This is a genomic window from Pannonibacter sp. CBAS1226, from assembly GCF_055685825.1.
In genome coordinates this window covers 305,985-331,280 of sequence record NZ_JBVOUO010000006.1, presented here as the reverse complement: position 1 = coordinate 331,280, position 25,296 = coordinate 305,985, and the positions used below count along the sequence as shown (strand labels likewise).

General features: G+C 61.9%; 21 protein-coding genes and 1 pseudogene. 11 read left to right on the top strand and 11 right to left on the bottom strand.

Features of this window, described 5'->3' with window-relative positions:
* The first annotated feature begins 212 nt into the window (after positions 1 to 212).
* Genes AC0CMF_RS18215 through AC0CMF_RS18205 form a run of 3 tightly spaced genes read left to right on the top strand, consistent with a single transcriptional unit; the run spans position 213 to position 7,508 of the window.
* On the top strand, positions 213 to 3,248 hold the full coding sequence (locus AC0CMF_RS18215) for a site-specific DNA-methyltransferase (RefSeq protein ID WP_472482334.1): 3,036 nt from the start codon (positions 213 to 215) through the stop codon (positions 3,246 to 3,248).
* Positions 3,249 to 3,251: 3 nt separating this feature from the next.
* Entirely contained in the window at positions 3,252 to 6,416 is a 3,165-nt protein-coding gene (locus AC0CMF_RS18210) for a BPTD_3080 family restriction endonuclease (RefSeq protein ID WP_472482332.1), read from the top strand.
* A gap of 9 nt (positions 6,417 to 6,425) precedes the next feature.
* Entirely contained in the window at positions 6,426 to 7,508 is a 1,083-nt protein-coding gene (locus AC0CMF_RS18205; protein WP_472482330.1) for an AlbA family DNA-binding domain-containing protein, read from the top strand.
* Between the two features lie 82 nt (positions 7,509 to 7,590).
* Here AC0CMF_RS18205 and AC0CMF_RS18200 read toward each other — a convergent pair whose 3' ends face one another.
* The 4 genes from AC0CMF_RS18200 to AC0CMF_RS18185 form a co-directional block, all read right to left on the bottom strand.
* The gene (locus tag AC0CMF_RS18200) at positions 7,591 to 7,812 is read right to left on the bottom strand and encodes a helix-turn-helix domain-containing protein (protein ID WP_296576696.1); all 222 of its coding nucleotides are present in this window, start codon (positions 7,810 to 7,812) and stop codon (positions 7,591 to 7,593) included.
* A gap of 53 nt (positions 7,813 to 7,865) precedes the next feature.
* Positions 7,866 to 8,987, bottom strand: a complete 1,122-nt coding sequence (locus AC0CMF_RS18195) for a tyrosine-type recombinase/integrase (protein WP_472482328.1) — start codon at positions 8,985 to 8,987, stop codon at positions 7,866 to 7,868.
* 186 nt (positions 8,988 to 9,173) lie between these two features.
* Positions 9,174 to 10,829 carry a recombinase family protein gene (locus AC0CMF_RS18190; RefSeq protein WP_122521538.1) on the bottom strand — a complete coding sequence of 552 codons (1,656 nt, stop codon included), beginning with the start codon at positions 10,827 to 10,829 and terminating at the stop codon, positions 9,174 to 9,176.
* A 19-nt stretch (positions 10,830 to 10,848) separates the two neighbouring features.
* A complete protein-coding gene (locus AC0CMF_RS18185) occupies positions 10,849 to 11,040 on the bottom strand; it encodes a hypothetical protein (protein ID WP_247648033.1) in 192 nt (63 codons plus the stop codon).
* Positions 11,041 to 11,341: 301 nt separating this feature from the next.
* Between AC0CMF_RS18185 and AC0CMF_RS18180 the strand changes: the two genes are divergently transcribed.
* The 3 genes and pseudogenes from AC0CMF_RS18180 to AC0CMF_RS18170 form a co-directional block, all read left to right on the top strand.
* Positions 11,342 to 11,641: a type II toxin-antitoxin system TacA family antitoxin gene (locus AC0CMF_RS18180; RefSeq protein ID WP_037094414.1), complete on the top strand. Its 300-nt coding sequence runs from the start codon at positions 11,342 to 11,344 to the stop codon at positions 11,639 to 11,641.
* Between the two features lie 3 nt (positions 11,642 to 11,644).
* Positions 11,645 to 12,148, top strand: coding sequence for a GNAT family N-acetyltransferase (locus AC0CMF_RS18175; protein ID WP_037094412.1), 504 nt, complete (start codon positions 11,645 to 11,647; stop codon positions 12,146 to 12,148).
* A 199-nt stretch (positions 12,149 to 12,347) separates the two neighbouring features.
* A pseudogene (locus tag AC0CMF_RS18170) lies at positions 12,348 to 13,001 on the top strand (ArdC family protein); the annotation flags it as partial.
* Positions 13,002 to 13,083: 82 nt separating this feature from the next.
* Here the strand turns inward: AC0CMF_RS18170 and AC0CMF_RS18165 are convergent.
* From AC0CMF_RS18165 to AC0CMF_RS18150, 4 genes are all read right to left on the bottom strand, one after another.
* Positions 13,084 to 14,076, bottom strand: a complete 993-nt coding sequence (locus AC0CMF_RS18165; RefSeq protein WP_024897186.1) for a tyrosine-type recombinase/integrase — start codon at positions 14,074 to 14,076, stop codon at positions 13,084 to 13,086.
* Complete coding sequence (locus tag AC0CMF_RS18160; protein WP_149145806.1) at positions 14,073 to 15,017, bottom strand: tyrosine-type recombinase/integrase; 945 nt, start codon at positions 15,015 to 15,017, stop codon at positions 14,073 to 14,075. The genes AC0CMF_RS18165 and AC0CMF_RS18160 overlap by 4 nt, the downstream gene beginning before the upstream one ends.
* Positions 15,014 to 16,234: a site-specific integrase gene (locus tag AC0CMF_RS18155; protein WP_024897184.1), complete on the bottom strand. Its 1,221-nt coding sequence runs from the start codon at positions 16,232 to 16,234 to the stop codon at positions 15,014 to 15,016. The genes AC0CMF_RS18160 and AC0CMF_RS18155 overlap by 4 nt, the downstream gene beginning before the upstream one ends.
* 497 nt (positions 16,235 to 16,731) lie before the next feature.
* Positions 16,732 to 17,604 carry a LysR family transcriptional regulator gene (locus tag AC0CMF_RS18150; RefSeq protein WP_061498856.1) on the bottom strand — a complete coding sequence of 291 codons (873 nt, stop codon included), beginning with the start codon at positions 17,602 to 17,604 and terminating at the stop codon, positions 16,732 to 16,734.
* A 160-nt stretch (positions 17,605 to 17,764) separates the two neighbouring features.
* Here AC0CMF_RS18150 and AC0CMF_RS18145 point away from each other — a divergent pair, with 160 nt between their 5' ends.
* Positions 17,765 to 18,484: a hypothetical protein gene (locus tag AC0CMF_RS18145; protein WP_108462684.1), complete on the top strand. Its 720-nt coding sequence runs from the start codon at positions 17,765 to 17,767 to the stop codon at positions 18,482 to 18,484.
* A 439-nt stretch (positions 18,485 to 18,923) separates the two neighbouring features.
* On the opposite strand, the gene AC0CMF_RS18140 is transcribed toward AC0CMF_RS18145, so the two are convergent.
* Genes AC0CMF_RS18140 through AC0CMF_RS18130 form a run of 3 tightly spaced genes read right to left on the bottom strand, consistent with a single transcriptional unit; the run spans position 18,924 to position 22,760 of the window.
* Positions 18,924 to 20,366, bottom strand: a complete 1,443-nt coding sequence (locus tag AC0CMF_RS18140; protein ID WP_130990764.1) for a GntP family permease — start codon at positions 20,364 to 20,366, stop codon at positions 18,924 to 18,926.
* 6 nt (positions 20,367 to 20,372) lie between these two features.
* On the bottom strand, positions 20,373 to 21,455 hold the full coding sequence (locus tag AC0CMF_RS18135; RefSeq protein ID WP_264227072.1) for a patatin-like phospholipase family protein: 1,083 nt from the start codon (positions 21,453 to 21,455) through the stop codon (positions 20,373 to 20,375).
* A gap of 48 nt (positions 21,456 to 21,503) precedes the next feature.
* Entirely contained in the window at positions 21,504 to 22,760 is a 1,257-nt protein-coding gene (locus tag AC0CMF_RS18130) for an MgtC/SapB family protein (RefSeq protein WP_374628876.1), read from the bottom strand.
* Positions 22,761 to 23,268: 508 nt separating this feature from the next.
* On the opposite strand from AC0CMF_RS18130, the gene AC0CMF_RS18125 reads away from it, so the two are divergent.
* From AC0CMF_RS18125 to AC0CMF_RS18110, 4 genes are read left to right on the top strand one after another with little or no spacing between them, the layout of a single operon-like run.
* Positions 23,269 to 23,781 (top strand): Na+/H+ antiporter subunit E, encoded by a 513-nt coding sequence (locus AC0CMF_RS18125; RefSeq protein ID WP_088411786.1) that lies wholly within the window; start codon positions 23,269 to 23,271, stop codon positions 23,779 to 23,781.
* Complete coding sequence (locus AC0CMF_RS18120; RefSeq protein ID WP_198398661.1) at positions 23,768 to 24,055, top strand: MrpF/PhaF family protein; 288 nt, start codon at positions 23,768 to 23,770, stop codon at positions 24,053 to 24,055. Before AC0CMF_RS18125 ends, AC0CMF_RS18120 begins: the two co-directional genes overlap by 14 nt.
* A complete protein-coding gene (locus tag AC0CMF_RS18115) occupies positions 24,052 to 24,351 on the top strand; it encodes a cation:proton antiporter (protein ID WP_088411788.1) in 300 nt (99 codons plus the stop codon). Before AC0CMF_RS18120 ends, AC0CMF_RS18115 begins: the two co-directional genes overlap by 4 nt.
* A complete protein-coding gene (locus AC0CMF_RS18110; RefSeq protein WP_088411790.1) occupies positions 24,348 to 25,292 on the top strand; it encodes an MnhB domain-containing protein in 945 nt (314 codons plus the stop codon). The genes AC0CMF_RS18115 and AC0CMF_RS18110 overlap by 4 nt, the downstream gene beginning before the upstream one ends.
* The last annotated feature ends 4 nt before the right edge of the window (positions 25,293 to 25,296 follow it).

Sequence of the window (25,296 nt, the reverse complement as noted above, 5' to 3'; positions counted from 1 at the left end):
TGGCGCCCAGATCGAGCAAGAAAGAGTTTCGGACATCGGTCATCCTGACCGAAGCGCAGCATAGGCGGGTCCTGGACATCGCGCGAGCGAACGATGCCTCGATCGCATGGGTGCTTCGGCAGGCTCTCGATCGATATTTGGAGGCACAGGGTAAGGCTCAAGTGGTGGCCAAGCCCAAGGACGCCTCCGATAGGCATTGAGCGGAGGGTGGTATGGCACGGGGGCGGAAAGCGACAGGTGGAGGTAACGGGGTCGAGGTCGCCGACTACCGCCACGATGACACGCGCAAAAACATCCCGCCCGCCAAGATCGCCGCCGAGGGGCGTGTTCCCGATGTCCCGAAGATTACCTACAGCTACAGCCCCCGGCTTGATCCGGCCCTGCGCTTCGACGGGACGGGCGGTGCCGACGCTCTGCCCGAACTTCTGGCGACCGCGCGGCAACGCGCGCTGACCGACGACGAGGCCCGCGCGCTCGCTGAAGCGCTTCGTGCCCATGAGCCGTGGCTCGAATGGGCCGGCAAGCGCGAATCCAAAGCCATCGATGTCGATCCGGTCGCCCTTCATATCCATGAGCGCGTCAGCGCCCAGGCCATCCTGAAGGTCGCTGCCCGGCAGGACGTCACCCGCGATCTCTTCGCCGACCCCCAGCAGGAATACCGCCAGGCGGTTCAGTTCTATCAGCACGACATCGACTGGACGAACCGGCTGATCCTCGGGGACAGCCTTCAGGTCATGGCCTCCCTTGCCCAGCGCGAAGACCTCGCGGGCAAGGTGCAGATGATCTACTTCGACCCGCCCTACGGAATACGGTTCGGAAGCAATTTTCAGACGGAAGTCGGCAACCGCGAGTCCCGTGAAAATGAGAAGGGCCTTACGCGCGAAGTCGAGATGATCCGTGCCTTTAGAGACACATGGCATCTCGGGGTTCACTCCTATCTTGCCTATCTCCGTGACCGGCTGCTCGCAGCCCGCGAGCTACTGACCGACAGCGGCAGCGTGTTCGTTCAGATCGGTGACGAAAACGTCCACCTGGTGGGCGGCGTCCTCGATGATGTCTTCGGCCGCCGAAACCGTGTCAGCCAGATCACGATCCAGAAAACGACAAGCTCGACCGGCGGACTGATTTCAAACGTATGCGATTTTGTCCTTTGGTATGCGAAAGACGCCGCTGAGATAAAGTATCGGCCACTCTATCAGGTGAAGATGCGCGGTGGCTCCGGCGGCCAGCACTACAGCGGCGTAGAGCTTGAGACCGGCGAGCGAACCTCCGCTGGACGCTTCACCGATGACTCTCTCCCTGAGTCCGCCCGGTTTTTCACATCTGGCGATCTTCAATCTGCTGGCATGGGTCGCGAGAAAGGTTTGGGAGCCGCTTCTTGGTTTCCCGTTCCGATAAACGGCAAAGAATACCTGCCGTCCACCAAAGCGCGGTGGAAGACAAATGAAGAGGGAATGCGGAGGATCGTAAGGGCCGAGCGGGCTTTGCCTCAGGACACGGCGCTTCGGTACGTCCGCTACATCGATGATTTTCCTGCCTACGCCATCCACAATGTATGGTCCGATGTCGGCGGCGCTCCTAACAAAGCCTACGTCGTTGAGACAGCGCCAACCATCATCGAGCGCTGTATGCTCATGACCACCGATCCTGGTGATCTCGTGCTCGATCCGACCTGCGGCGGTGGAACGACGGCAGCCGTCGCCGAGGAGTGGGGACGGCGGTGGATTACCATCGATACCAGCCGCGTTGCGGTTGCGATCGCGCGCCAACGGATCATGACGGCGAAATACGAATACTTCGAACTCGCCGATGGCAGCAAAGGGGTGGATGGTGGATTCCAGTACAAAACCGTTCCGCATATCACGCTCAAGAGCATCGCCCAGAACGACAAACTTGACCCGATCTTCGCCAAGCACGAGCCGATCCTCGATGAGCGCCTGAAGGACTGCAATACGGCTCTGTCTTCTGTCACGGATGAGCTGGGCCAGAAACTTCAGACGAAGCTTGCAGTGAAGCAGAGGGCGGAAGGCAAACGCGCCATCACCGATGCCGACACCCGGCGCTGGACTCTGCCTGCCAAGGGAGCGGCCTTCGAGCACTGGACGGTTCCCTTCGACACCGATCCGGACTGGCCTTCGGCCTTGTCCGAGGCCGTTACGGCGTACCGGGCCGCATGGCGGGCCAAGATGGACGAGGTCAACGCCTGCATTGCCGACAACGCCGAGCAGGAAGAGCTGGTCGATCAGCCCGTCGTGAAGCGAGGCGTCGTCCGCGTCAGCGGTCCCTTTACCGTCGAGGCCGTCCAGCCGCCCGAGATTTCACTCGGTGACGTCCTTGAGACGCCCATCGGCGGCGCGCCCGACGAGATCGAGGACACCTTCGTCGGTGGTTCAGCCGGGACGGCCACCGCCGACGGCGACAGCCAGGCGAAGAACGCCGAAGCCTATCTCGACCAGATGATGCGCCTTCTGAAGGTCGATGGTGTGCGCTTCCCCGATAACAAGCAGATGCGCTTTTCTCGTCTCGACCCCATGGGTGGGCGCTCCAACGCGATCCATGCCGAGGGCCGCTGGGTGCCGGACGGCGAGGCCGACGACGATCAGGAGGGTCGGGCAACGGTGGCCGTTGCCTTCGGACCGCAATACGGGCCGGTAACCGCGAAGCAGGTCGAGCAACTGATCCGTGCCGCCTCCCGGCGCGGCTATGATGATCTTGTCATCGCTGGGTTCAACTTCGATGGGGCCGCCCAGGCCGTCATCGATGAAGCCGATCATCCCGACCTTCGGGTCCACATGGCCCATATCCGGCCTGACGTGAACCCCGGTATGGCGGGGCTTCTCAAGGAGCAGCCCGGCGCCCAGCTCTTCACTGTTTTCGGTCAGCCACGCACGACGCTGGACGGGCCGAACCGCGATGGCGATTACGTTGTCCGCATGGACGGCGTCGACATCTACAACCCCGTCGACAACACCGTCACTCCGAGCCGTGCGGACAAAGTCGCCGCGTGGTTCCTCGATACGGATTATGACGGGCGGACGTTCTGCATCACGCAGGCATTCTTCCCCGATAAATCCGCATGGGCCAAGCTCGCCAAGGCGCTCGGGGGTGTGGTCGATCCCGACGCCTTCGAAAAGCTCAGCGGCACCGAGTCCATGCCGTTCCCCGCCGGGAAGCATGGCTGCGTCGCGGTGAAGGTCATCGACCCGCGCGGCAACGAGGTCATGCGCGTCCATCGGCTGGAGGGCTGAGCCATGGTCGATGCCCAACAGGAAATTCCGCTTCAGCCGGTCGACAAACCGATCATCTGCTCCCCCTATGAGGAGCCGAAGGATCACTGGCTCTACGACCGCAAAACCGGCCAGCCCAGCCGCGCCGGGTTTCGGCGGCAGGCAGGCTACTGGTACAAGACCGACAAGACCGGCTCGACCCAGGGCGAGCTGTTCGTCGAGGAAGAACGGGACGACCTGCCGCTCGTCAACCTTCTGCGGGGGGACGTGCGACGCTGGCGTGAGGCGGATTATCGCGGGGCCAGCAACGTCACCAAGGAGCTTCTGCGCCATTGGTCGCGCGCCGACCGGCCCCGGCGGCTGTTCTTCTGCCAGCGCGAAGCCGTCGAGACGATCATCTACCTCGCGGAGATGCGCATTCCAGGCCGCTCCCGTCGCACGGGCTTCCAGAACTTCGATCTGGCCGATGACGAACTGGCGAAGCTTCTGGCCGGGCAGCGCCCGTCCTTCGATCTGTCGTCCGAGGACTTCTTCCCGACCCTCCTCGATCAGCCGGGGGACACCAGCCTCGACGGACTGCGCCGTCTCGGGTGCAAAATGGCGACCGGCTCCGGCAAGACAGTCGTTATGTCGATGCTCATCGCCTGGGCGTTCTGCAATCGGGGACAGAATCCCCAAAGCACGGAATTTCCCAATGCGGTCCTGGTGTGCTGCCCCAATCTGACCGTGAAAGAACGCCTTCAGGTGCTCCGGCCCGAGCACCCCGACAATTACTACGCCGCCTTCGACATCGTGCCGATGAAGTACCGGCCCCTGATGCAGAAGGGCAAGGTGCTCGTCACCAACTGGCATGCCTTCGCGCCCGAGTCCGAGCACAAGGAAGGCGGCAAAACCTACGCCGTCGTCAACAAGGGGCCGGAAACACCGGAGACCTTCGCCCAGCGCATTCTCGGCGATCTCGCCGACCGCATGCCGATCATGGTCCTCAATGACGAAGGGCATCATTGCTGGCGTCCGAAACCCGACGGCGATAGCGCCGGGCTCACCGGCGACGAAAAGAAGGAACTCGAGGCCGAACTTCGCGAGGCGACCGTTTGGGTGGACGGCCTCGACCGCCTCAACAACCTCAAGCTCCCCAGCGGTCAGGGCGGCATCGCGCTTTGCGTCGATCTCTCCGCGACACCCTTCTACATTAAAGGCAGCGGCCATCCGGAGGGGCGGCCGTTTCCCTGGCTGGTAAGCGACTTTGCGCTCGTCGACGCCATCGAGAGCGGGATCGTTAAGATTCCGCGCCTGCCCGTGCAGGATACGACCGGACGGCCAGATCCGCTGTATTTCAAGCTGTGGGAAGCCATAAAGGACGGGCTCGCACCCGCGGAACTGCTTCCGGGCCGCGCCAAGAAGCCGAAGCCAGAAGTCGTCTATCGCAAGGCCGAGGGCGCGCTTCAGCAGATCGCCGGCCAGTGGGCCGAGCGGTTCCGCTACATCGACGAAGGAAAACCCGGCCAGGATAAGGTTCCGCCTGTCCTCATCATCGTCTGCGACAATACCGACATCGCGGAGGTGTTCTTCCGTAAGATCAGCGGCGAGCACGAGGAAGAGGCCGTCACCGAGGAAGAGGTCGAAGAGGTCCTTGGCGAGGACGAAACCGAGGAAGAAGAGGAAGCGACACCGCGCGGGCGGGGCAAGAAGCCCAAAAAGCGCATCGTCTACGGTGAGGGCGAGGTATTTCCCGAGTTCTTCGCCAACAAGCCCGGCCTGCGCCGCACCATCCGTATCGACTCCAAGCTTCTGGCCGAGGCCGAGAGCGATGATCCGGGGAAGAAGAAGCAGGACGCGGCCGAGGAGCTGCGGCGCATCGTCTCGACGGTGGGCCGTCCGGGCGAGCCCGGCGAGCACGTCCGCTGCGTCGTTTCCGTCTCGATGCTGACCGAGGGCTGGGATGCGAACAACGTCACTCAGATCCTCGGCATCCGCGCCTTCGGCAGCCAGCTCCTGTGTGAACAGGTGGTGGGGCGCGGCCTGCGCCGCATGGACTACACCCCCGATCCGAAGACCGGCCTCCTCACCGAGGAGTACGTCGACGTCTATGGCATTCCGTTCTCGGTCATCCCGTTCAAGGGCAGGCCCGTCAAGCAGAGTCAGCCTGAGGACAAGCCCAAGAACCACGTCCGGGCCATCCCCGAGCGCGCCGCCATGGAAATGCGGTTCCCCGTGGTGGAGGGCTACGCCTTCTCCCTCAAGAAGAACCTCATCCGCTGCGATGTGGACGCCATGGAGCGGCTGATCATCCAGCCTAACCGCCAGCCCACGGCGACCTTCGTCTCCGCCGCCGTTGGCTATCAGGTTGGCGCACCGTCAACGTCCGGTGGGTTCTCCTTCCAGGAGCAGAACCGGCAGCAGTACTACGACAGCACCCACCTCCAGACGATCATGTTTCAGGTATCGCGGCTCATCGTCGACGATCTCGTGGCCTATGATCGCAGCGGCTCGGACAAACGCCGTCGCGTGCTGCGCCTTCAGTCACGGCACCAGCTGTTCCCGCAAGTGTTCCGCTATGTCGAGGAATACGTGCGCAAGAAAGTCGACTTCCAGGGCCAACACCCGTGCGAGCTGGGGCTACAGGAATATGTCGAGCGCCTCGTCGAGCGTCTGCGCGATGGCATCGTCCCGGACGATACCGAAGGCGAGCCGCCGCTTCTGCCGCTTCTCAACCGCTACAAGCCCATCGGCACGACGGCCGACGTTGACTTCAAGACGACCCGCCCATGCTTCGCGACGAACGCAAGCCACATCAACCAGGTGGTCTCCGACACCAAGACATGGGAGACAAGCGCGGCCTTTCGCATCGAGCAGGCGGTCCAGCAGGGTGTGGCGAAGTTCTACGCCCGCAATGACAGTATGGGACTTGTCATCCCCTACGAGTATGTCGGCGTCGATCACAGCTATGAGCCCGACTTCCTAGTCAGGCTCAACGCGCCGGGCGGTGATCTCACCCTTATCCTCGAAATCAAGGGCTTCGAGGACGATCAGACCAAGGCGAAACATCAGGCGGCTCGCCGCTGGGTGTCGGCAGTCAACAACTGGGGCAAGCTTGGCCAGTGGGCTTTCCATGTTTGCCGGAACCCGCAAACCCTCGACAAGGAGCTGGCCTATCTGTTGCGCGAAGCCGGGCAACGAGCGGCGTGACGGTGGACCATGCCGATCCTGCCCGACAGACTAAAGGACCTGGTGGATTTTGACGCGGCGACCTTGCGGGTGAGCAGCCGCGAGGGCAAGCACAGGGAATTCAAGCAGCAGTTCAGCAACGCAGACTTCTCGCGCTTCACAAAGGCGCTCGCCGCCTTCTGCAACACTGATGGCGGTGTTTTGATCTTCGGCATCGCCGAAAAGCCCAATCGCATCGAAGGCGTCGATGCGGCAACGATGCCGGACGAGGCGGCCTGGACAGACCGCCTGAAGAAGGATTTCGATCCGGAAATCCCCTTCGAGACCAAGCATTACGAGGTGAACGGCCGCACGGTTGCGGCCATTGGCGTAGAACGACACGTCCAACGGCCCGTCATCTGCAAACGTGACGCCACAGTACGGATCGAGAAGCGCGGCAAACAGTCAGACGAAACCGTCATCCAGCAGGGCGCCATCTACTACCGCCAATCGGGGCAAACCCGCCCGATCGCCTTTGCCGAGTTGACGGCGCTTCTTCAGGAACGAGACGAGCGCCGCCTTCGCGCCTTTCTGGAAAATGTCCAGATCATGCAGAAGATCGGCCCCGAGCGCGTCGGCATTGTTGATGCCTCCAAGGCGGCCGCGCCTGGGGAGGCGACGAAGCTCTATGTCTCGCGCGAAGTGGCGAAATCCTTGAACTTCATCGACAAGGGGCGTTTCGTCGAAACGGAAGAGGACGGTAGCCCGGCCTACGTCGTCGCCGGCACCGTTCAGCTCAATGAGGTGATCGAGCGCCCACTCGATGATGCCGACAAAAGCCTCCCGAACGAGGCAGCCGATCAAATCCGGCCCATCGTCGAAGAACTCTACGGCCGGGGAACACCCTTTACCGGGCACCACCTTGCCAAGCTATCGCGGCATTTGGGGGTTCGAGAGGGGGAGGAGACCGACCAGCGGTACTGCGTCTACGACAAGAAGGTCAAACGAGCGTTTTATCGACGCGACGGGATTGCCCACATCGTCGCCAAGCTTAGGGAGAGCCCGCGAGATTGCTTTCGAAGCTTCGCGGCGAAAGCGGCGATCATCGAGTTTGAGGCTCGATTAGATGAATGAACTCGGCAAGTCGATTTGCCGATGCCCGAGCAGAAAGAAGCCCCGCACGGGGGCGGGGCTTCAGTCTTCGATCAAGGCCGTGTCAGGCCGCGGGCTTCAACGGCCTCGGAGCCATGCGCTGGCCCTCCAGCCACTTGTTGAACTCGGCGCGGTCGATATAGACCCGGCCACCGATCTTCAGCAGCGCGGGCTTCAATCCATTCGTCTCCGCATGGAAGATCCACCAGCGCAGCGTGGCTTCCGTGATGAACGGCGCTTCCGCCGCTACCTGCTTCACGGTTGCCAGGTCCCTGTAGTCAACCATGGGTTACCTCATGGTCTCGGGGCCTATAAAGGAGCAGGAACCTTCCTTATGCCTCAGAACAGCTTCTCGTTCAATTGCGTGACCACGCCCTTGACGTGGCTCTCCGACAGGTGTGCGTAGCGGCGCACCATCTGGAGCGTCCGGTGGCCCAGGATGTCGGCAATCTCCACGAGGCTCGCGCCGTTCATGGCGAGGTAGCTCGCCGTCGAGTGGCGCAGGTCATGGAAACGGAAATCCTCGAGCTTGGCCGCATCTCGCGCATTCTCCCATGCCTTGCGGATGTCGATAGGCTCCAGTCCGTCCCGGCGCGGGAACAGCCAGCGCGTCTTGGGTGCTCCCTCCAGCGCCTCGTAGAAGGCGGTCACCTTGGCGATCTGCTGTTCCAGGACCGTGCGCAGATGCAGGACCACCGGCACCGCCCGCGTGTCGCCGTTCTTCGTATCCCGTAGGATGGCCGTGTCGCGGGCGAGGTCGAGGTCCGACAGCGTTAGGCCGAGGATTTCGCCCTTCCGCGCGCCCGTGGAAAGGGCGAAGACCACGACGGGGTACAGGTGTTCGTTGTCGCTGGACTTGCAGGCGTCCAGCAGTCGCTTGCGCTCATCGTCGCTCAAGAACCGCGTGCGCTCGTTCCTGATCTTCGTGATCCGGTTGACGCCATCGAGCGGACTCGACCCGGTCCAGCCCCACTGGGCGGCATACTTGAACAGCATAGCCAGCGTGTCGCGATAGTGCTTCAGCGTCTTCGGGCTCTTCGGCCGTGGCGGCTTCTTCGGCTTCTCGCCGTCGACCAGCTTGCGCCGCCCGTCGCCCGCAGCTGCCAGCTCGCCCATCTTCTCGCTGATCATGTCTGCTGTAATGTAGGCTAGAGCGTAGCGTCCGAGCTCACGCTCCCAATGGGCGACGAAAGACGCTTCGGCCCGTTTGGTCGTCTCCGCGCGGTGGACGAAGACTTCTTTGCGGAACCGGTCGATCACGTCCTGGAGCGTCTTGCTCGCCGCCGTGCGGATGACGTTTTTGAACTCACCCTTGCGGATGCCTGTTTCGGTCTCTTGTGCCCATTGTTTGGCGTCCGTCAGGCGTTTGAAGGTGCGCACCTGGTCGGGGAAGCCCTTCATGCGGACCATGACCCGGTAGGACGGGCCTTTCTTGCCTTCGCGCTTCTGGATCGTCGCCATGGAATGCCTCGGGAGCCGAGAGAGCGGGCGGAGCGCCCATAGCGTTTTTGGCACACTTTTGGCACACTGAAAATCAAAAAATCTCAACAACAGCCTGAAGGCCGCATTAGGAAAACGACGTGTTTTCAGTGCTATGTGTGTTGAGACTTGTTGGAGAAATGTGCCAGAAGTGGGTTTTCGCTTGGCTCATAACCTGAAGGCCGCAGGTTCAAATCCTGCCCCCGCAACCATCTTTACTTGCGATCCACCCCGCTCTCCGGCGGGGTTTTTCGTTTGTGCGGAAATCATAAGGATTCCAGCGAGATCGCCTTGTACGTCGATCTCCACCTTGCCATCCACCGGCGTCAGCACAATCTTGTCCACCAGTGAGCGCAAGATGTCGGCCGCCTCGATGCGCTGCGCCTCATCCTCACCCTGAAGGGCCTCATAAAGCTGCTGCACCCGAGCCCGGTATTGCAGCGCCATTGAAGGATGCAGGAGGGGAGGCGGTTCGTCCGCTTCGGCCAGGAACAGCGCCAATTCCTTCTTGCGCTGTTCCAGCAGCACCATCTTCGAGTTGATCGCGTCGGCTGCGCCGCCCTTGAGGATCAGGTTGAGCAGCGTGTCGAGTTCCCGGTCGATCCGTGCGATCTCGGCTTCGGCCGAGGCGATCCCCGCGCGCCCTTCCATGCGCAGGCGGTGCATCTCCTGCGTGAACACCGCGCAGAAACGAGCGAACAGTTCAGGATCGACAAGCCGGGTGCGAAGCGCATTCAGCACACGGGATTCCAGTTCGTCGCGGCGGATGTTGACCCGGTTGTCGCAGGTGCCCTTGTTGCGCGCCGTCGAGCAGCCAATGAGAGTTGCAGAAATCGCGGAGTAGCCACCACCGCAGCAGGCACATCTCGTCAGGCCGGAGAAGAGATACTTCGGTCGGCGCCGATTGTTCATCTTGCCTACGTCGGCTGTGCCGCTCTCGTCCCGTTCAGTCCGCATTTCGCCCTGGCGGGCTTTCACGGCGTTCCAGAGGTCGTCATCGAGGATGCGTAGCTCGGGCGCTTCCTGAATAACCCATTCCGATTCCGGGTTGGGCCGGGCTTGACGTTTGCCGGTATCGGGGTCTTTGACGAAACGCTGGCGGTTCCACACGATCTTGCCGACATACATCTCGTTGTTGAGGATGCCGTTCCCGCGCTTCGGGTTGCCGTTGATGGTGCTGAACCCCCAGTCGCCGCCTGATGGCGCGGGGATATGGTCCCTGTTCAGGGCGAAGGCGATGGTCTTGGCCGACTTGCCGGCCGCGTAGTCGCGGAAGATGCGGCGCACGACCTCGGCCTGCGCCTCGTTGATCGTGCGGTCGCCGCGGATGGGCTCACCGTTGGCATCGAATTTCTTCACCACGTCATAGCCATAGGAATTGCCGCCGCCGGACTTGCCGGCCTCGACGCGGCCGCGTTGTCCGCGCCGGGTCTTGTCGGCCAGATCCTTCAGGAACAGCGCATTCATCGTGCCCTTGAGCCCGACATGCAACTCGCTGATCTCACCCTCCGACAAGGTGAACATCCTCACGTCCGCATAGCGCATGCGCTTGTAGATGCCGGCGATGTCCTCCTGGTCACGGCTGATCCGGTCCAGTGCCTCAGCCAGGATCATGTCGAACCGGCCTCGCGCGGAATCCATGATCAACGCCTGGATGCCAGGACGCTGGATCATGCTGGAGCCGGAGATGGCGTGATCGGAATATTCCTCGACCACCGTCCAGCCTTCCTTCTCCGCCCGCAGGCGGCACATGCGGAACTGGTCGGCGATGGACGCCTCGCGCTGATTGTCCGACGAATAGCGGGCGTAGATCGCGACTTTCACTGCACATCTCCTTTCGGCATCAGGAGGTGCGCTTCCCCCGTCGACGCGTCATCTTCACTTCCTCGGCGTAGCATTCCCGCGCTGCCTGCCGCGCCAGAAACTCGACGAGACGCAGAAGGCGCGGATCGGGATTGCCGCACGGGGTGAACGTCAGTTCCGGCTCGTCGATCACCAGGGATTCGAGCAGCGCTTCGCGCTCTCGTCCTGACATCTTTGCTGTATTTCCGGGGGCTCGCAAGGTCATGCGAGACAGAATTCGTGCCTATGACAGTATAAGCAACTGAAAACGCAGTCGAATATTTGGCGGAATCCAGCGCTATGCTGCGTATTCCGGCGCGTTCCAGCGTAGTCATGCGCATCATGGCATAGCGAAATAACCTACGGGATTTCGCCCCGGCGGCGGGTATCGAGGGGCTCCTTGGCGCTATGGCGAGTTCGGTGAGCATGACTAGGATATTATCGTATTGCCTTTTGCGATACAATCCCCTATCTTGCATGAAAGGAGACGACTCATGGTCAGCACAGCGGAACGCAAGGAATATCCCATCTCAATGCGACTGCCCGAAGCGGATGTGGCGATGATTGACCGCGCGGCAAACCTGCGCGGCCGTTCCCGAACGGATTTCGTGCGGGATGCCGCCGTGCGGGCCGCCGAGGAGGTCGTCATGGAGCAGGGGCTGATCCGCATGAGCCCGGAGGGCTTCGCGGATTTCATGGAGATCCTGTCACGCCCGCCCACCATCGTCCCCGAGATGATGGAAGTGCTGAAGCGGCCCGCGCCGTGGGAACCCGGCTTTGAGCCGAAGCGGTGAGCCGTGGCTTTATCTGCGCCCGAGCCGCTGACTGCGGCCCATGACGTTTCCGCATTTTCATGCGGTAAGCCCACGCTCGATCACTGGCTGAAGACCCGCGCCCTTGCCAATCAGGAAAAGGGCTTCACGGCTGTCGTCGTCGTCCACGAGGCGGGGCGTGTCGTCGGATATTATGGGCTGGCCCCGACAGGAGCCGTCCCCTCAATCCTGCCGCGCGCAATCCGCACCGGACAGCCGCCCAACCCGGTCCCCTGCTTGCTTCTCGGGCAACTCGCCACGGACACTGATAGGGCGGGGCAGGGGATCGGCACCGGCTTGATGAAACATGCTCTTCAGCGTTGCGTTCTGGCGTCGCGCCTGATCGGCGGTCGGGCCTTGTTGGTCAATGCCGTCGATGAGGAGGCGGCGCTATTCTGGCAACGACATGGTTTTATGCCTTCCCGAGATGATCCGCTGGTTCTGCTGCGAGCGATCTCCGACATTGCCGCCATGCTGGCGCAGGCATGAGCCTCAGGATAATCCAGCCAGTCAAAAACGTTTATTTGGGGGAAAGCCTTTCCCTTGGCCGGCACCATGTTGCCGGCGCACCCCCCATCGAGCGGGGAGATTCCCGCAACGCCCCTTAGAGTGAGAGTGCGGGCCGGGTTTGCCGTGACGGGTTGAAGGCTGGAGAACAGGTCTCCGGCGCCCGTCGCGGAGAACCGCGATGTCCAGATATGACCGCACCCCACGCTCCGGCTCGGACCGGACGAACCTCTATGACGAAATCACCGGCAAGATCATCGCCGAACTTGAGGCCGGGCGCTTTCCTTGGGTCCAGCCATGGGGTAAGGCCACCGCCAAGGCCCCGCTCGGCCTGCCGCAGAACGCCAGCACTGGCCGCGCCTATAGCGGCATCAATATCCTGATCCTTTGGGGCGCCGTGGTTCAGCACGGTTTCCCCGGACAAGGTTGGCTCACCTATCGCCAGGCGGCCACCCTTGGCGGCAATGTTCGCAAGGGCGAGCGTGGCACCACCGTCGTCTATGCCGACCGCTTCACGCCCGAGGACGAGAAGCGGCGCGCGAGAGAGACCGGCGAGGAACCGGGGACGATCCCGTTCCTGAAGCGGTTCACCGTGTTCAACGCTGCCCAATGCGAGGGGTTGCCCGAGGATATCGCCGTCGCTATGCCGCCCCCACCACCCGGCCTAATCGAGCCGAGGGTCGAGGCGCTTATCAAAGCCACCGGCATCGACTTCCGCATCGGCGGGGATCGCGCCTTCTATGTCCCGGCCCTCGACCATGTGGTCGTGCCACCGCCGCAAGCTTACTTCGAGCCGATCAACTGGCATCGGACAGCCCTGCATGAGCTGGGTCATTATGCCGTAAGCTGGATTATGCCGCATGGCCGAGTTCGGCGGCCGTTGCGTCTGCTGTCGGCCATGCGGCAGTTCGGCATAATCAGAGCGTTTCGAGGAAAGCGAGCAGCTCATCGCTTGGGCGATAACGCCCGGTATGCGTTTCTGGGCTGGCAACCTGCGCGAGCGCCTTTTCCTTCAGCCGCATGTCGGCGTGGATATAGATCTGGGTTGTTTCCACGGATTCGTGCCCAAGCCATAGAGCGATCACGGATTGGTCGACACCATGATGCAGCAATTCCATCGCCGTGCTGTGCCGCAACGTGTGCGGCGTGACGCGCTTGCCTGCGAGGCTCGGGCAAACTCGTGATGCTGCTAGGCAATGCTTGCGCACCAGGTGTTCCAACGCATCGCGACTGAGCCGCTCGCCCCGGATCGACGGGAACAATGGCCCATCGCTGTTACGGCGTTCGCCTATCCAGCCCTGAATCAGCTTAGCTGTATCGCGACGAAGAGGAGTGCTGCGTTCTTTCCGCCCCTTTCCGATGCAGCGGATGTAGGCGCCAGTCCCAAGAACCACGTCCTTGCAGCGCAGATTGATCAGTTCTGACGCTCGCAATCCGGTCTGAAGCGCAAGCAGCAACAGAGCGTGATCACGGCGTCCCACCCATATCGTTCGATTTGGTGCTGCGAGCAGCGCCGCGATCTCTTGAGCGTCAAGGAACGTCACGCTTCGCTTCACATACCGCTTGTTCGGCATCGAGAGAATACGCTGGCAATGAAGAAGCCAGCTCGGATCGGTCATTGCGACGTAGCGGAAGAATGATCGGATCGCGGCAAGGCGTGTATTGCGGGTGCGCGCCGTGTTGCCGCGCGCCGTTTCCACATGGGTCAGGAAGTCGGCAACGAGATCGGCGTCGAGATCCTCGATCGTGAGCTTCGTCGGCGGCTTCCCGCACCTGGAACTCGCATACCGGATCAGCAACCGGAATGTGTCCCGGTAGCCAGCGACGGTGTGGCGGCTCGCCTCCATTTGCGTAGAGAGCCGGTCGGTGAAGAAGCGTTGGATCAGCGCGGGGAAGTTGGTCGCCTTCATCGGATTCCCGCCTCCGCCGCCACGCCAGTCATTCGGGACGAAGCCAGTTCCAGCAGTTCCGGGACCGCTTCCAGATACCAATAGGTATTGGCAGGGCTTGCATGACCCAGCCATGTCGTGAGCTTGATCATCTCGCGGCTGACATCTTTGCCCGACCGGTACCAGTTCAGCATGGTCCGCACCGCGAAGGTGTGGCGAAGATCGTGAATGCGCGGCCCACGGCCATGTCGAAGATAAAGCTGCGGCTCTCGTAGCCCAATCTGCTGGCACACATGCGCGAAGTTGTAGCGGGCGCTGCAATCGCCAAGACGATGCCCCTCGCAGGTCACGAAGAATGCTCCCGGCCTGCGCCCGAGCAGCCGGTCCCGCTCGCGGCCGTAGCTTTCGAGCCGTTGCACGACGCTATGATCCAGCGGCAGCAATCGCTCCTTGCCGAGTTTGCCCTGCCGGACGTGAAGAATGCCGGATTCAACCTCCAGGTCAGCAGGATCGAGACCGAGAGCTTCGCTGATCCGAAGTCCGGTCACGGCGATCAGCCCGAAGAGCGTCGAGCAGGTCAGGCCACGCAGGCCGTAGACCGATGGTAACGTCCGCGCCTGATCGATGATCGCAACGATTTCAGCTTCGCTATAAATATATGGATGCACGCGTTGAAGGCGGCCAGGCACCAATCCTCGGGGTGGAGCCTCGTGCCTCGGATCAATGCCATGCAACCATTCCGCAAATTGACGGGCCACCCTGAAGCGTGTTGCCCGGGTTCCGGGACTGGCGGATGGCAGGCTCTCGAGCCAGCGCATGACCAGATTGGTGTTCACGTGCTGCGCGCCATCGCGGTCGGCGAAGGTGGCGAAGCGACGGAGTATCCGTGCATCGGTACTCAGATCGGCGCCGAGGACTCTTCTGAGAGTCACGTAGCGGTCAAGTTCGGCAAGGAAGCTCATCGTGCCTCCTCCGCGACGGGCCAAGATTGGGCGATGGAGCGTAGGCCATCCGTGTCGAGTTTCGCGTAGATCATCGTCGTCGCCCGCGACCGATGCCGTAGCAGATCGCCGATTTCCTCAAGCGATGCGCCGGAGCGCACCATATTCGTCGCTAGGCTGTGGCGCAGAACATGCGAGCCCACATAGGGCGTCGGCGGCTTCACGCCCGTCGCCGCGAACGCTTCCTTCAAGATGTCGTTTATGACCTGGCTGTCCTTGAATGGGCGGTTTGGCGCTCGGTGCGTCACGAACAGCGTGCGCGTGGTCGTTGACGTTCGCTCCTGCTGCAAATAGCCGATGATGGCTTCGCCGACGTCGGGCGGGATTGGCAACCGATCATGACGCTGGCCTTTTCCACGGACCAGCAACTCGCCGGCCCGCCAGTCCACGTCATCAAGCTGCATCGCGATGACCTCCGGTGCGCGCAAGCCGAGGCGGGCCATCAGCATCAGCATTGCGTAGTCGCGGGCGCCGCGCCGCGGATTGACCCGTACCGAGGCCAGAACTGCCTCCACCTCATCGGGAGACAGATGACGCGGAAGCCTGGCGCCCCAGGGCTTATGCGTCCTAGGCACGCTGAGCGACAGGTTGGTCGTCGTCAGGCCCTGTGCGAACAGATACTGGAAGAAGCTGCGCAGATGCGTGGCCGGCGTCTTGTCGCGGAACGGGTGCTTGCGCGCGAGCAGGTGCTCCATGAACGCCACGACATCCCGGATGTTCATCGCCGGAAGATCGAGCATATTGTCACCAAAGCGATGATCGAGGAAGCGATCCGCGAACCGCAGCACATGATAAATCGTTCGCGGGCTGAGGCCGCGCTGCTGCAGAAGATAGGTTTCAAAATTGCTCAGCAACTCTGCACGTTCGGCCTGCGCAGGTGTCAACGGTGGCCGTGTCGCCACCCCGATCTCAATCAGATGCGCGACAAACAGCCTGGCAAGATTGGGAACCTTGATCTGGCTTTTTGGTGTGACCGGCAACCGTCGCCCTAGTTCGACGGCAAGTTCTGGCGTCAACGCCGAGGGTGCAATGCCCTCGGTTTCGAGCAATCGCCCGAAGCGGCGAAGCAGGTATCGGTAATTCGCCAGGGTATCGGGTTTGTAGTTCTTTGCAGAAAGACTGTCCTCGAACGACGCGAAGTAGGGATCAAGGGAGGTAGTCTGATCTGATATTTCCATTTCTTGCGCTCCATGTTGTTGGAGCGACAACCTTCACGACAAAGACATATCTTTCGACCATATTTTGCGACAGCTTCCGACCCCATTGTCGCCGTTCGGAGCGCCGCGTTCGGCGCCCGAAACCTGCCGTTCATTCACTTCCACCCGACGGCAAAGTCGGGGCCGTCTGCTGAAGAGGTCATCAGGGAAATCAAGCGGCTCTTCAAGATTGAAAAGAACCCACCCACTGTTACCCGCGCCGAAGGTCGCCTCACGCGGCGCGGTGGCTTCTTGAAGAGTACGGCCTCGTCACCGACGACTATCACCGCACACAATGGGTGTGGTTCGCTGTGACCTTCACCGCAATCTGGCGCAATTTCTCCAGCGCTAAGTGGCGGGTTGCGGGCGAGATCTCGAAGAAAAGTAGAACGGACGTTCGAGCGTGATGCCGCGAAAGTCTGGTCTGAGCCCAAAGTGACGAATGCTGCACGATGGGCGAATGTCGATTACCGACCTCACTACGCCAGCGTGCGCGTCATCTCACGGATCAGATCATTTGTCTCTGGTCTCGTCGTTTGGTGCCGATATCGAAGGGCCAAAACAGTTCTTGATATTTCAAGGCCATCGATGGGTTTCGACACCAGGCCCATGTCCGAAGGAATAGCGGTGGCTGGCAGGATCACCGCACCTGACCCTTGCCGAGCAAGTTCAACTAACCAATCCACGCGATTTGACCGATAGGCCGCGTAGAGTTCGTGACCATGATCCGCGCAGGCCCCATGCAAAACATCCCGCATTTCGCAATTTAGGCGGTCAAGCATGTCAGTTTTAGCAAGAGCCGAAAGAGAGATCGCATTTAGTTCAGACAACGGATGCGACTTTGACACCACGACCTTGTAGTCCTCTTCATAGAGATGGTCTATACGATAGAGGTCTTCACTGACCTTCTCTGCGGTGACTACAACGTCAAATTCACCATCTCGTAACCCGGCAAGAAGCTCGGAGGTTGACGCAACGATCAATTCGATTTCGGCTTGCGGCAATCGCGTACGAGTACGCTCCATAGCTGCCGAAATCCTGTTGTGGCCAATCGTTTCGCCGACACCGACAGAGATTGGAACCCGCTCCAAGCGCATATGACGGACCGCCTCTGCCTTAGCCTGTCGCGTCTCATCGTGAACCTTCTGCAACCTTGGCTGCATGAGTTTACCGAGGGACGTAGGCCTGCATCCCGCACGGTCCCTGACAAACAGGTCACCTCCAAGCTCGTCTTCAAGTTTCTTGATCGCAGTCGTCAAGGAAGGTTGGGAGACATTGGAGGCACTGGCTGCGTGGGTGAAGTTTCGGTGCTCGCAGACGGCAAGAAAATACCTGATCTGGTTCATTTCCATCGCCACATTCTCCGTCACATCTCATTTCAGGCCATCAAAACAAGTTCGATAGTCCACGTCTATCAAAGAATAGAATTTCGGAATTGGAGCCCGGCGCACCCAGCATGGGACAAGAGTGCATCGAAACCAAACACGATGCACTTCAAATCAGGAGACGACCATGAAAGCGCAAATCCTTCAGACATTCGCCGCACTGGCTCTGTTCACAACTTCTGCAACTGCACAGGACAACGCAATGGAAAATCATACTGCCAGCTACATCGCCATGCCCGCCGCCGAAGGCCAGACCGGAGCCTTCGCGGAGTTTCTGGCAGGTGCCGCACCTATCGTGCGGGAAACAGAGACGGGAACTGTACTTTGGTTTGCTCTGCAAGCCGACGATATGCTCGCAATCTTTGACATCTTCGCAGATGAAGAAGCACGCGACGCTCACTTCTCAGGAGCGGTTGCTGCGGCTTTGAAGCAAAACGCCGACGCGCTGGTCGACGGAGGATGGGACGACGGTGTTGTCGCGAATATCAACAACTCCGATGTCCTGTCGGTAAAGGCGCCGGTTGATCTCTACACGGCAACGACCGCAACTTACATCAAGCTCGAAGCTGCTCCAGGTAAAGGCCCCGAATTGGCAGCCTTGCTGACCGCCGCCGGCCCCATCGTCGCAGAAACTGAACCCAAGACATTGTTCTGGGCGGCGCTGCAGATTGACGGGAACAACTTCGCCATCTTCGACATCTTTGCCGACAACTCTGGCCGCGAAGCGCACTTTGCCGGACAAGTCGCCGGACTCCTGAATGAAAAGGCTTCAGAATTGATCTCAGGTGGATGGGACGACGGTGTGGTGGCAAACGTCCACAATTTCGAAATCCTCGCTACCAAGTAATCTCGAGGTGACTTGAGAAAGAAGTGCCCGGTGCAATCCATCGGGCGCTTTGCTGTTTGAATTTAGATTCACGCCAAAGCGGCCGTGCCGGAACTGGCAAGCGAAGCTCGCACTCGCCTCCGGCTTGGAAAGGGCGGCTATCGGCGGGAACATGTCCGCGCCTTCGCCCAACACGCCGAGATCGCGGACGACGCGATCTACATCGAGGGCAGCAAAAAACACCCTATTGAGGACGCCGGTAGCCACCAAAGGAGGAAAGTCGGCGGGAATCGGCGTTCCCGGTTTTTACCAAAGTGGCGGAGGGGACGGGCCTGGGGTCGAACCTTCTCTGGCGAGTTGCCTCTCCACGCGGATGACGATGCACACAGGTCTGCTTGCACGCGCGCCACCGGCTGCCAGCGGGATATCTTTCCAGGCTGGGCCGACTGGTTGGCATATTTCAGAAACTCCCCAGCAACGTTCCCAGGGTGATCAGCACGATCAGCGCGAGGATCGGGACGGCCACGGCGACGACGGCGACATCAAGATAGGCCTCGCGGTGCGTCAGGCCGCAGATTGCTAGAAGCGTGATGACGGCACCGTTATGGGGCAATGCGTCGAGCCCGCCGGTGGCCACCGCGGTCACCCGGTGCATCAGCTCCGGCGAGATACCCGCGGCCTGGGCCATCTCCAGATAGACGCCGCCGAGCGTGGTGAGCGCGATGCTCATGCCTCCGGACGCCGAGCCGGTCATCCCGGCCAGAAGGTTGACCGAGATCGCCAGCGAGATCAGGGGATTGTCGCCGCCGATCCCGATCACCGAATCACGGATCAGCGCGAAGGCCGACAGCGAGGCGATGACGGAGCCGAACCCGACAAGGCTCGCGGTATTGAAGATCGGCAGCAGCGAGGCGTGGGCCCCGGCATCCAGCGAGGCGGTCAGCCTCGGTAGGCGCGACCAGTTCACGGCGATCATGAGCACGATTGAAATGACCAGCGCGGCGATTATGGACCAGATGCCGCGCACCGCATCGATGGTCACCGAGCCATATTCGGGCGCGGCAAGATAGTCGGTGTCCATGGCCGGGATGACGAGGGCGGTAAAGGTGAGGTTGATGGCGATCACCGTGACGAGCGGCAGTGCCGCCAACATGAGGGCCGGCGGCGCGGCCGGACGCGCCCCGGCCGGGAGTTCGCCAATGTCGAAGCCTTCGCCCGCGGCGCGCTCGCGCAAGGCCCTGTCAGTGCGCCGTTCAGCGTCGGGGTGGTCGCCGTAGCCTTCGGAGGTGGCCCGCGCCCGTCGCTCCAACCACAGTTGGCCAAGCGCAAACATAATCAACGCCGTCAGGATGCCGAGCCCCGGCGCGGCAAAGGGCGACGTGCCGAAATAAGGCATCGGGATCGCGTTCTGGATCGCCGGCGTGCCGGGCAGCGCGGTCATGGTGAAGGTGAAGGCGCCAAGAGCGATGGTGCCCGGTATCAGCCGCTTGGGGAGATTGGCGCGGCGAAAGACTGCTGCAGCGATCGGAAACACGGCGAACGCGACCACGAACAGCGATACCCCGCCATAGGTCATCGCCGCGCATGACAGCACCACCGCCAATATGGCGCGGTCGCTGCCAAGCCTCCGGATCGTGGCGTTGGCCAGAACCTCGGCACTGCCGGTATCCTCCATCAGCTTGCCGAAGATGGCCCCGAGCAGGAAGACCGGGAAGTACTGGACGATGAAATCACCCGTCGCCACCATGAAGATCTGAGTGTAACTGGCAAGCAGCGGCCGTTCAAACGAGGCGAGCACGGTGAGCAGGGCGAGACCCGGCGCCAGGATCAGCAAGGTGACGCCACGGTAAGCGAGATACATGAGCCCGCCGAGCGCAGCAACGACGACCAGGATGCCATACATTTGCGACTACTCCGCTGACCGGTTGGCGCTCGACTTGTTGGACCTCTGCATCGGCCGCAGCGAGTCGACGAACAGCGCGTCGAGGTCGAACGTGGAGCGCACGCCGAGGTCACCAAAGTTCGCCTCTAGCCAATGGTGCGCCCAACCCCGGCCGCGCTGTTGCAGGTGGCTGAGGAATGTCCATTCGGCGTTGAGCTTGCTGGAGGCGTCCAGGTCCTGCAGCTCCTCATCAGCATGGATCAGATGGACCCGCATGTCGCGGTAGCGTTCCGTCTCAAGCCCCTCCGCCTCAATAAGTTTGTGCAGCAGCTGGATCGCCCGAAGGTCCTTTATGAGGCTGGAATTGAAGCTGATCTCGTTCACCCGGTTGAGGATCTCACGCCCCGTTCGCGGCAGTTTGCTGCGAGTCATAGGATTGATCTGGACGATCACCATGTCACGACAGTCGGTCTCGTCGACTAGGGGGTGAAGCGCTGGATTGCCGATATAGCCACCGTCCCAATAGGCTTCGCCATCGATCTCCACCGCCTGGTACACCGATGGCAGACAGGCCGAGGCCATGATCGTTTCCACCGACAGATGCGGCTGGGTAAAGACGCGCGCCTGGCCGGTGCGCACATTGGTAGCGGTGACAAAGATCTTCGGCATCGCGCAGGCATTGACCCGATCGAAGTCGACCGTGCTGGCTACGAGGTCGCGCAACGGATTGATGTCGAGCGGATTGAGCTCATAGGGAGAGAACTGCCGTGACAGGTTGTCGAAGAATTGGTAGCCGGGCGACTTGTCGAGGTTGAAGTTGCCGGTGAGCCTGTTCCACCAGCTGCGCTGCACCGGCGAAAAGCGCGCTGCAACGCTCACGGCCCGCCAGAAGGCGGCGAGCGCCTCGCGCGCTCCCTCCCGGCCACGCTCTTGAAATCCTTGCGCAAGCACCACGGCATTCATTGCCCCAGCGCTGGTCCCGCTGATGCCGGCGATCTCCAGCCGTTCGTCTTCCAGGATGCGGTCGAGCACACCCCAAGTCAGCGCCCCGTGGGACCCGCCGCCCTGAAGCGCCAGATCGATCGTCTTTTTGGGCTGTTGCTGGACCATATCGCCCTCCACACATGCGCTTCCCGCGTCTACGCCGCGGCACGACTCTCAGGCCGCCATCATGATGCGGATGGCGGCTGCAAACCACCACCCCGCCCAGACAGCGGCGGCGGTCAACAGGAGGCCGGTGGCAACCGCCCAGCCGAACGCCGTCGCCCCTCCGCGAAGGGCCAGGACGATCCGCACACCGGCATTCACGCTGATCGCTGCTGCCAGCGGCACGACCGCCTCGGATGCCGGCAACTGCCCGGCAACAACAAGCGAGGCAAGCGCAACGGCAGCGGATCCCGTGCTCACCAGCCCCGCGAGCGCCGCCGACACCAGGACGGCCTCGCTTCCGAAACGGTCGTTCAGGACAGCGGAGACGACGATGACCGTCGCCACGATCGTCGCAAAGCTCAATGCGCCCTGGACGCTGAAAATCCGGCTGGGAAGTTCGAGCCTATCGGGCTCTGCGCCGCCGCCGCGCGATCCGATGCGTGCAAGCAGGATCCCATAGAGGAAGGCCACGCCCGAAGGGATGATCAGGATCGGGGCTGCAAGTGTGAACATCGAGGGGCTGAGGAACAGCAGTACGATGCCGGTTTGCGCGAGCGACGAAACCGAGGAGAACGTGACACCAGCAGCAGCGGGATAGGCCTCGAACGGCCGATCCTGCACCTTCTTCAACATGGCCGCCACGGTGGCGGTGCTCGACACGAACCCCGAGAGGAAACCGCTCAGCGGCAGCCCCAGCCGTGAACCGAAGACCCGCGTGCAGACGTGGCCGACAGCGCCGATCGCCATGACGAGAATGACGATCACGAACAGGTTTTGCGGATTGATCGCCCCGCCCGGACCCAAGCCTTCGTTGGGCAGGATCGGCAGGATCAGTAGCGCCGAGACGCCGAGGATGAGGCCGTCGCGGATCTCGAAGTCGTTTAGCACCGAGCGACTGAACTCGCGCAGCACTGTGCGCGCGGCCAGGAGCGCCGCGACCAGAACCCCGGATGCCGCCGCGAGGAACGTGTGCTCGATCGACAGTGCGCCCAGCACGACCACGATCAGCAGCGCAAGGCTGGTCGTCAGGCCCGCCTGACGATCCGGCTGAGACAGATGCGTCACCATGCGCAGGCCGCCGATGACGGCGACGGCGACGGCGAGCATCGGCCATCCACCGGCAATCTGACTCAGCGCCCCGGTCAGCGAGGCGAGCGCAAAGGTGCGCACCCCTGCCTGGGCGGGGCCTCCGGTCGTTCCCGCATTCCGCTCGCGTTCGATCCCGATCAAAAGGCCGATGCCCAAGGCCTCGAGCAGCAATAACACTTGAGAGGTTTCCAAGACTATTTTACCATTCTTTGTTGCATCCAACGAACGAATGACCGGACAGTAGGCGGTTTGGCGGCTGCCGTTGCAGTCAGGCCCACCTTGTGCTTTGCGCAGTGCCGTATCGCAACGGATTTCGAGCTATGGCTGAATCTGGGTGACGCGGCTCGGTCACCAGCGAGGCTGGCTTGTCGCTCGCCCGGATCGCGGCCCGGATCTTCGGCGTGGTCGTCCCCTGCTCGTGAAGCGAGATCAGCATTCCCAGCCCTCGTCCGTTTGGTGGGGAAACAGTCCAATGGATTGTCTTCCTTCTTGTCCGCCGCACCCCCCGCAGGATCGATTTTGCCTTGAACAGGGCAATCCAGCGAGAGTCTATGTCCTCATCCGGGATGGAACGCCTGGGGCACCAGTAAGCCCTATCATTCGGCCAACAACTACAGTAAACAAAATCCACGCATCATGATTTGGCGGCCGTGAGCCAGTTAGATGAGATAGTGGGGATTGGAGCATGAAAATGCTTGCGACATCAGTGCGCCTCGTGGCCTTCTCAACGTTCTGGCTAGCGCTGACAGGGGGCGCAATGGATGCGCTGTACTACGGGGCGCCAGCGGTCCTGCTGACAACCTCAATCAGCCTTGCGCTTTACCCGGCGACACAACCGGGGATTCGGCTGTGGTGGGCGGTCCTGTACGTGCCGCACCTCCTGCTCCGCGGCTTCTTAGGTGGTCTGGACGTCGCGCGGCGAGTGCTCGACCCACGTCTGCCCGTCCGGCCCGGCTGGCGCCGGGTGCCGCTCTTGACGAATATCGCTGAGGTGAATGCCGTCCTTGGCGGGGTCGTCAGCGTTCTGCCTGGCTCATTGGCCGCAGGGATCCGCAATGGCGCGTTGGAGGTTCACATGCTTGACACCGAAGATTTCAACCTGCGCAGCCTTCAGGCAGAAGAACGCCGCGTGCTACGCTTGTTTGGTATGCCTGTCGTTACCCCTCGCTACGCAGGAGAAAATCGTGGACGCAGCTGACCATTTCATGGTCGCCGCCGTCGTTCTTCTGCTCACGCTGGCGCTGGCGCTTTTTCGTGCCTGGTTCGGGCCACGGGCGATCGACCACGTAATGGCAGCGCAACTCGTCGCGACCAGCGGGGTCGGCGTGGCGCTGACGCTGGGCGCGGCCAGGGACGACGCTTCGATGCTGGATGCGGCCTTGGTTGGCACAGTGCTGGCCTCGGTGGCAATTCTCGCTTTTGTGCGGGACGGCCAGAGTGATGCGGACGAGCCCGGAGACCCAAAGCCATGACATTGGCCGATTACCTGGTCCCTGCGCTTCTTTACATCGGTGTCTTTTTCTATGCGGCCGGATCGTTGGGGCTGCTCAGGTTTCAAGATGCCGAGTTAAGGCTGCACGCGCTTACCAAGGCCGACAACGTCGGTCTGGGCTTCGTGGCGCTTGCCGCCGCGTTGCACTGGGGTTCGGTGGCTGTCGCTTTCAAGATCGCCGCCGTCTGGCTGTTCGCGCTCATGGCCGCCGGAGCGACCGCACAACTGATGGCGCGCCGCGCGAAGACTGCGGCCGAGCGGGGCACGGACCGATGACGCTGGCATTCGACCTCATCCTCTGCCTGATGATCGTCGGTACTGCAGCCGCAGCGCTTCTCACGCACAACGCGCTGGCGGCAATCGTTTTTTTCATCGTTTTCGGCAATCTGCTCGGACTGGCATGGCTGGCTATGAACGCAGTCAATGTCGCCATGGCAGAGATCGCCATCGGCGCGGGCATCACCGGAGTTTTGCTGATACTGACGCGGCAACGGCTGATGGCGCTTGGTGACGATCTGGTCAGCGCCGAGACGCCCGGCTGGCTACGTGCCGGCGCGGTGTTGGCCTGCACTGGTTTGACGGCGCTGGTTGGGTCCGCGGTCCTGAGTGTCGCGCCCGCAGACGACTTGGGCGGGCCAATCGCCGCGCTGCTGCCGGAGCTTGGCATCGAGAACCCGGTGACTGGCGTGCTTCTGGCCTTCCGGGCCTATGACACATTGCTGGAAACATTCGTCCTGCTGGGCGCGCTTGTCGCAGTCTGGTCGCTCGCCCCGGGAAATGCATGGCCGCGCCCGCCCGCGTCACTGAACCTGGCGGAAAGCGGGGGGGGAAGCGTCGCTCAGGCCTTCGGACGGTTGCTCTTGCCCTTGGCGCTGGTGATGGCGGCCTATCTGGTCTGGGCCGGGTCGGACTTTCCGGGTGGAGCGTTTCAGGCCGGAACCGTGCTTGCCGGCGGTCTGATCATCGCCGCGATCGGCGGAGCGGTCGCATGGCCGCGGGCCGACAACAGCATTCTCCGCGCGGTGCTTGTGCTTGGCCCGGGGGTCTTTCTCATCATCGGCCTGGCGGGAATCGCACTGGGCCGATTCCTGTTCTATCCGCCAGGCTTCGCGAAGGCCATGATCGTCGCGATCGAGTACAGCCTTGCGCTGTCGATCGGCGCGACCCTCGCGCTGCTACTGGCGGGTCGGTCGGTAGCGCCGGATCATAGGAGCTGACTAC

What these genes read in the sequence shown, in the direction of transcription:
- AC0CMF_RS18210 (WP_472482332.1), top strand. Translation starts at nt 3,252, where the DNA reads ATGGTCGATGCCCAACAGGAAATTCCGCTTCAGCCGGTCGACAAACCG.
- AC0CMF_RS18125 (WP_088411786.1), top strand. Translation starts at nt 23,269, where the DNA reads ATGAAAATGCTTGCGACATCAGTGCGCCTCGTGGCCTTCTCAACGTTC.
- AC0CMF_RS18135 (WP_264227072.1), bottom strand. Translation starts at nt 21,455, where the DNA reads ATGGTCCAGCAACAGCCCAAAAAGACGATCGATCTGGCGCTTCAGGGC.
- AC0CMF_RS18215 (WP_472482334.1), top strand. Translation starts at nt 213, where the DNA reads ATGGCACGGGGGCGGAAAGCGACAGGTGGAGGTAACGGGGTCGAGGTC.
- AC0CMF_RS18195 (WP_472482328.1), bottom strand. Translation starts at nt 8,987, where the DNA reads ATGGCGACGATCCAGAAGCGCGAAGGCAAGAAAGGCCCGTCCTACCGG.
- AC0CMF_RS18160 (WP_149145806.1), bottom strand. Translation starts at nt 15,017, where the DNA reads ATGAGCTTCCTTGCCGAACTTGACCGCTACGTGACTCTCAGAAGAGTC.
- AC0CMF_RS18150 (WP_061498856.1), bottom strand. Translation starts at nt 17,604, where the DNA reads ATGGAAATGAACCAGATCAGGTATTTTCTTGCCGTCTGCGAGCACCGA.
- AC0CMF_RS18165 (WP_024897186.1), bottom strand. Translation starts at nt 14,076, where the DNA reads ATGAAGGCGACCAACTTCCCCGCGCTGATCCAACGCTTCTTCACCGAC.
- AC0CMF_RS18110 (WP_088411790.1), top strand. Translation starts at nt 24,348, where the DNA reads ATGACGCTGGCATTCGACCTCATCCTCTGCCTGATGATCGTCGGTACT.
- AC0CMF_RS18185 (WP_247648033.1), bottom strand. Translation starts at nt 11,040, where the DNA reads ATGTCAGGACGAGAGCGCGAAGCGCTGCTCGAATCCCTGGTGATCGAC.
- AC0CMF_RS18155 (WP_024897184.1), bottom strand. Translation starts at nt 16,234, where the DNA reads ATGGAAATATCAGATCAGACTACCTCCCTTGATCCCTACTTCGCGTCG.
- AC0CMF_RS18180 (WP_037094414.1), top strand. Translation starts at nt 11,342, where the DNA reads ATGGTCAGCACAGCGGAACGCAAGGAATATCCCATCTCAATGCGACTG.
- AC0CMF_RS18140 (WP_130990764.1), bottom strand. Translation starts at nt 20,366, where the DNA reads ATGTATGGCATCCTGGTCGTCGTTGCTGCGCTCGGCGGGCTCATGTAT.
- AC0CMF_RS18205 (WP_472482330.1), top strand. Translation starts at nt 6,426, where the DNA reads ATGCCGATCCTGCCCGACAGACTAAAGGACCTGGTGGATTTTGACGCG.
- AC0CMF_RS18115 (WP_088411788.1), top strand. Translation starts at nt 24,052, where the DNA reads ATGACATTGGCCGATTACCTGGTCCCTGCGCTTCTTTACATCGGTGTC.
- AC0CMF_RS18145 (WP_108462684.1), top strand. Translation starts at nt 17,765, where the DNA reads ATGAAAGCGCAAATCCTTCAGACATTCGCCGCACTGGCTCTGTTCACA.
- AC0CMF_RS18200 (WP_296576696.1), bottom strand. Translation starts at nt 7,812, where the DNA reads ATGGTTGACTACAGGGACCTGGCAACCGTGAAGCAGGTAGCGGCGGAA.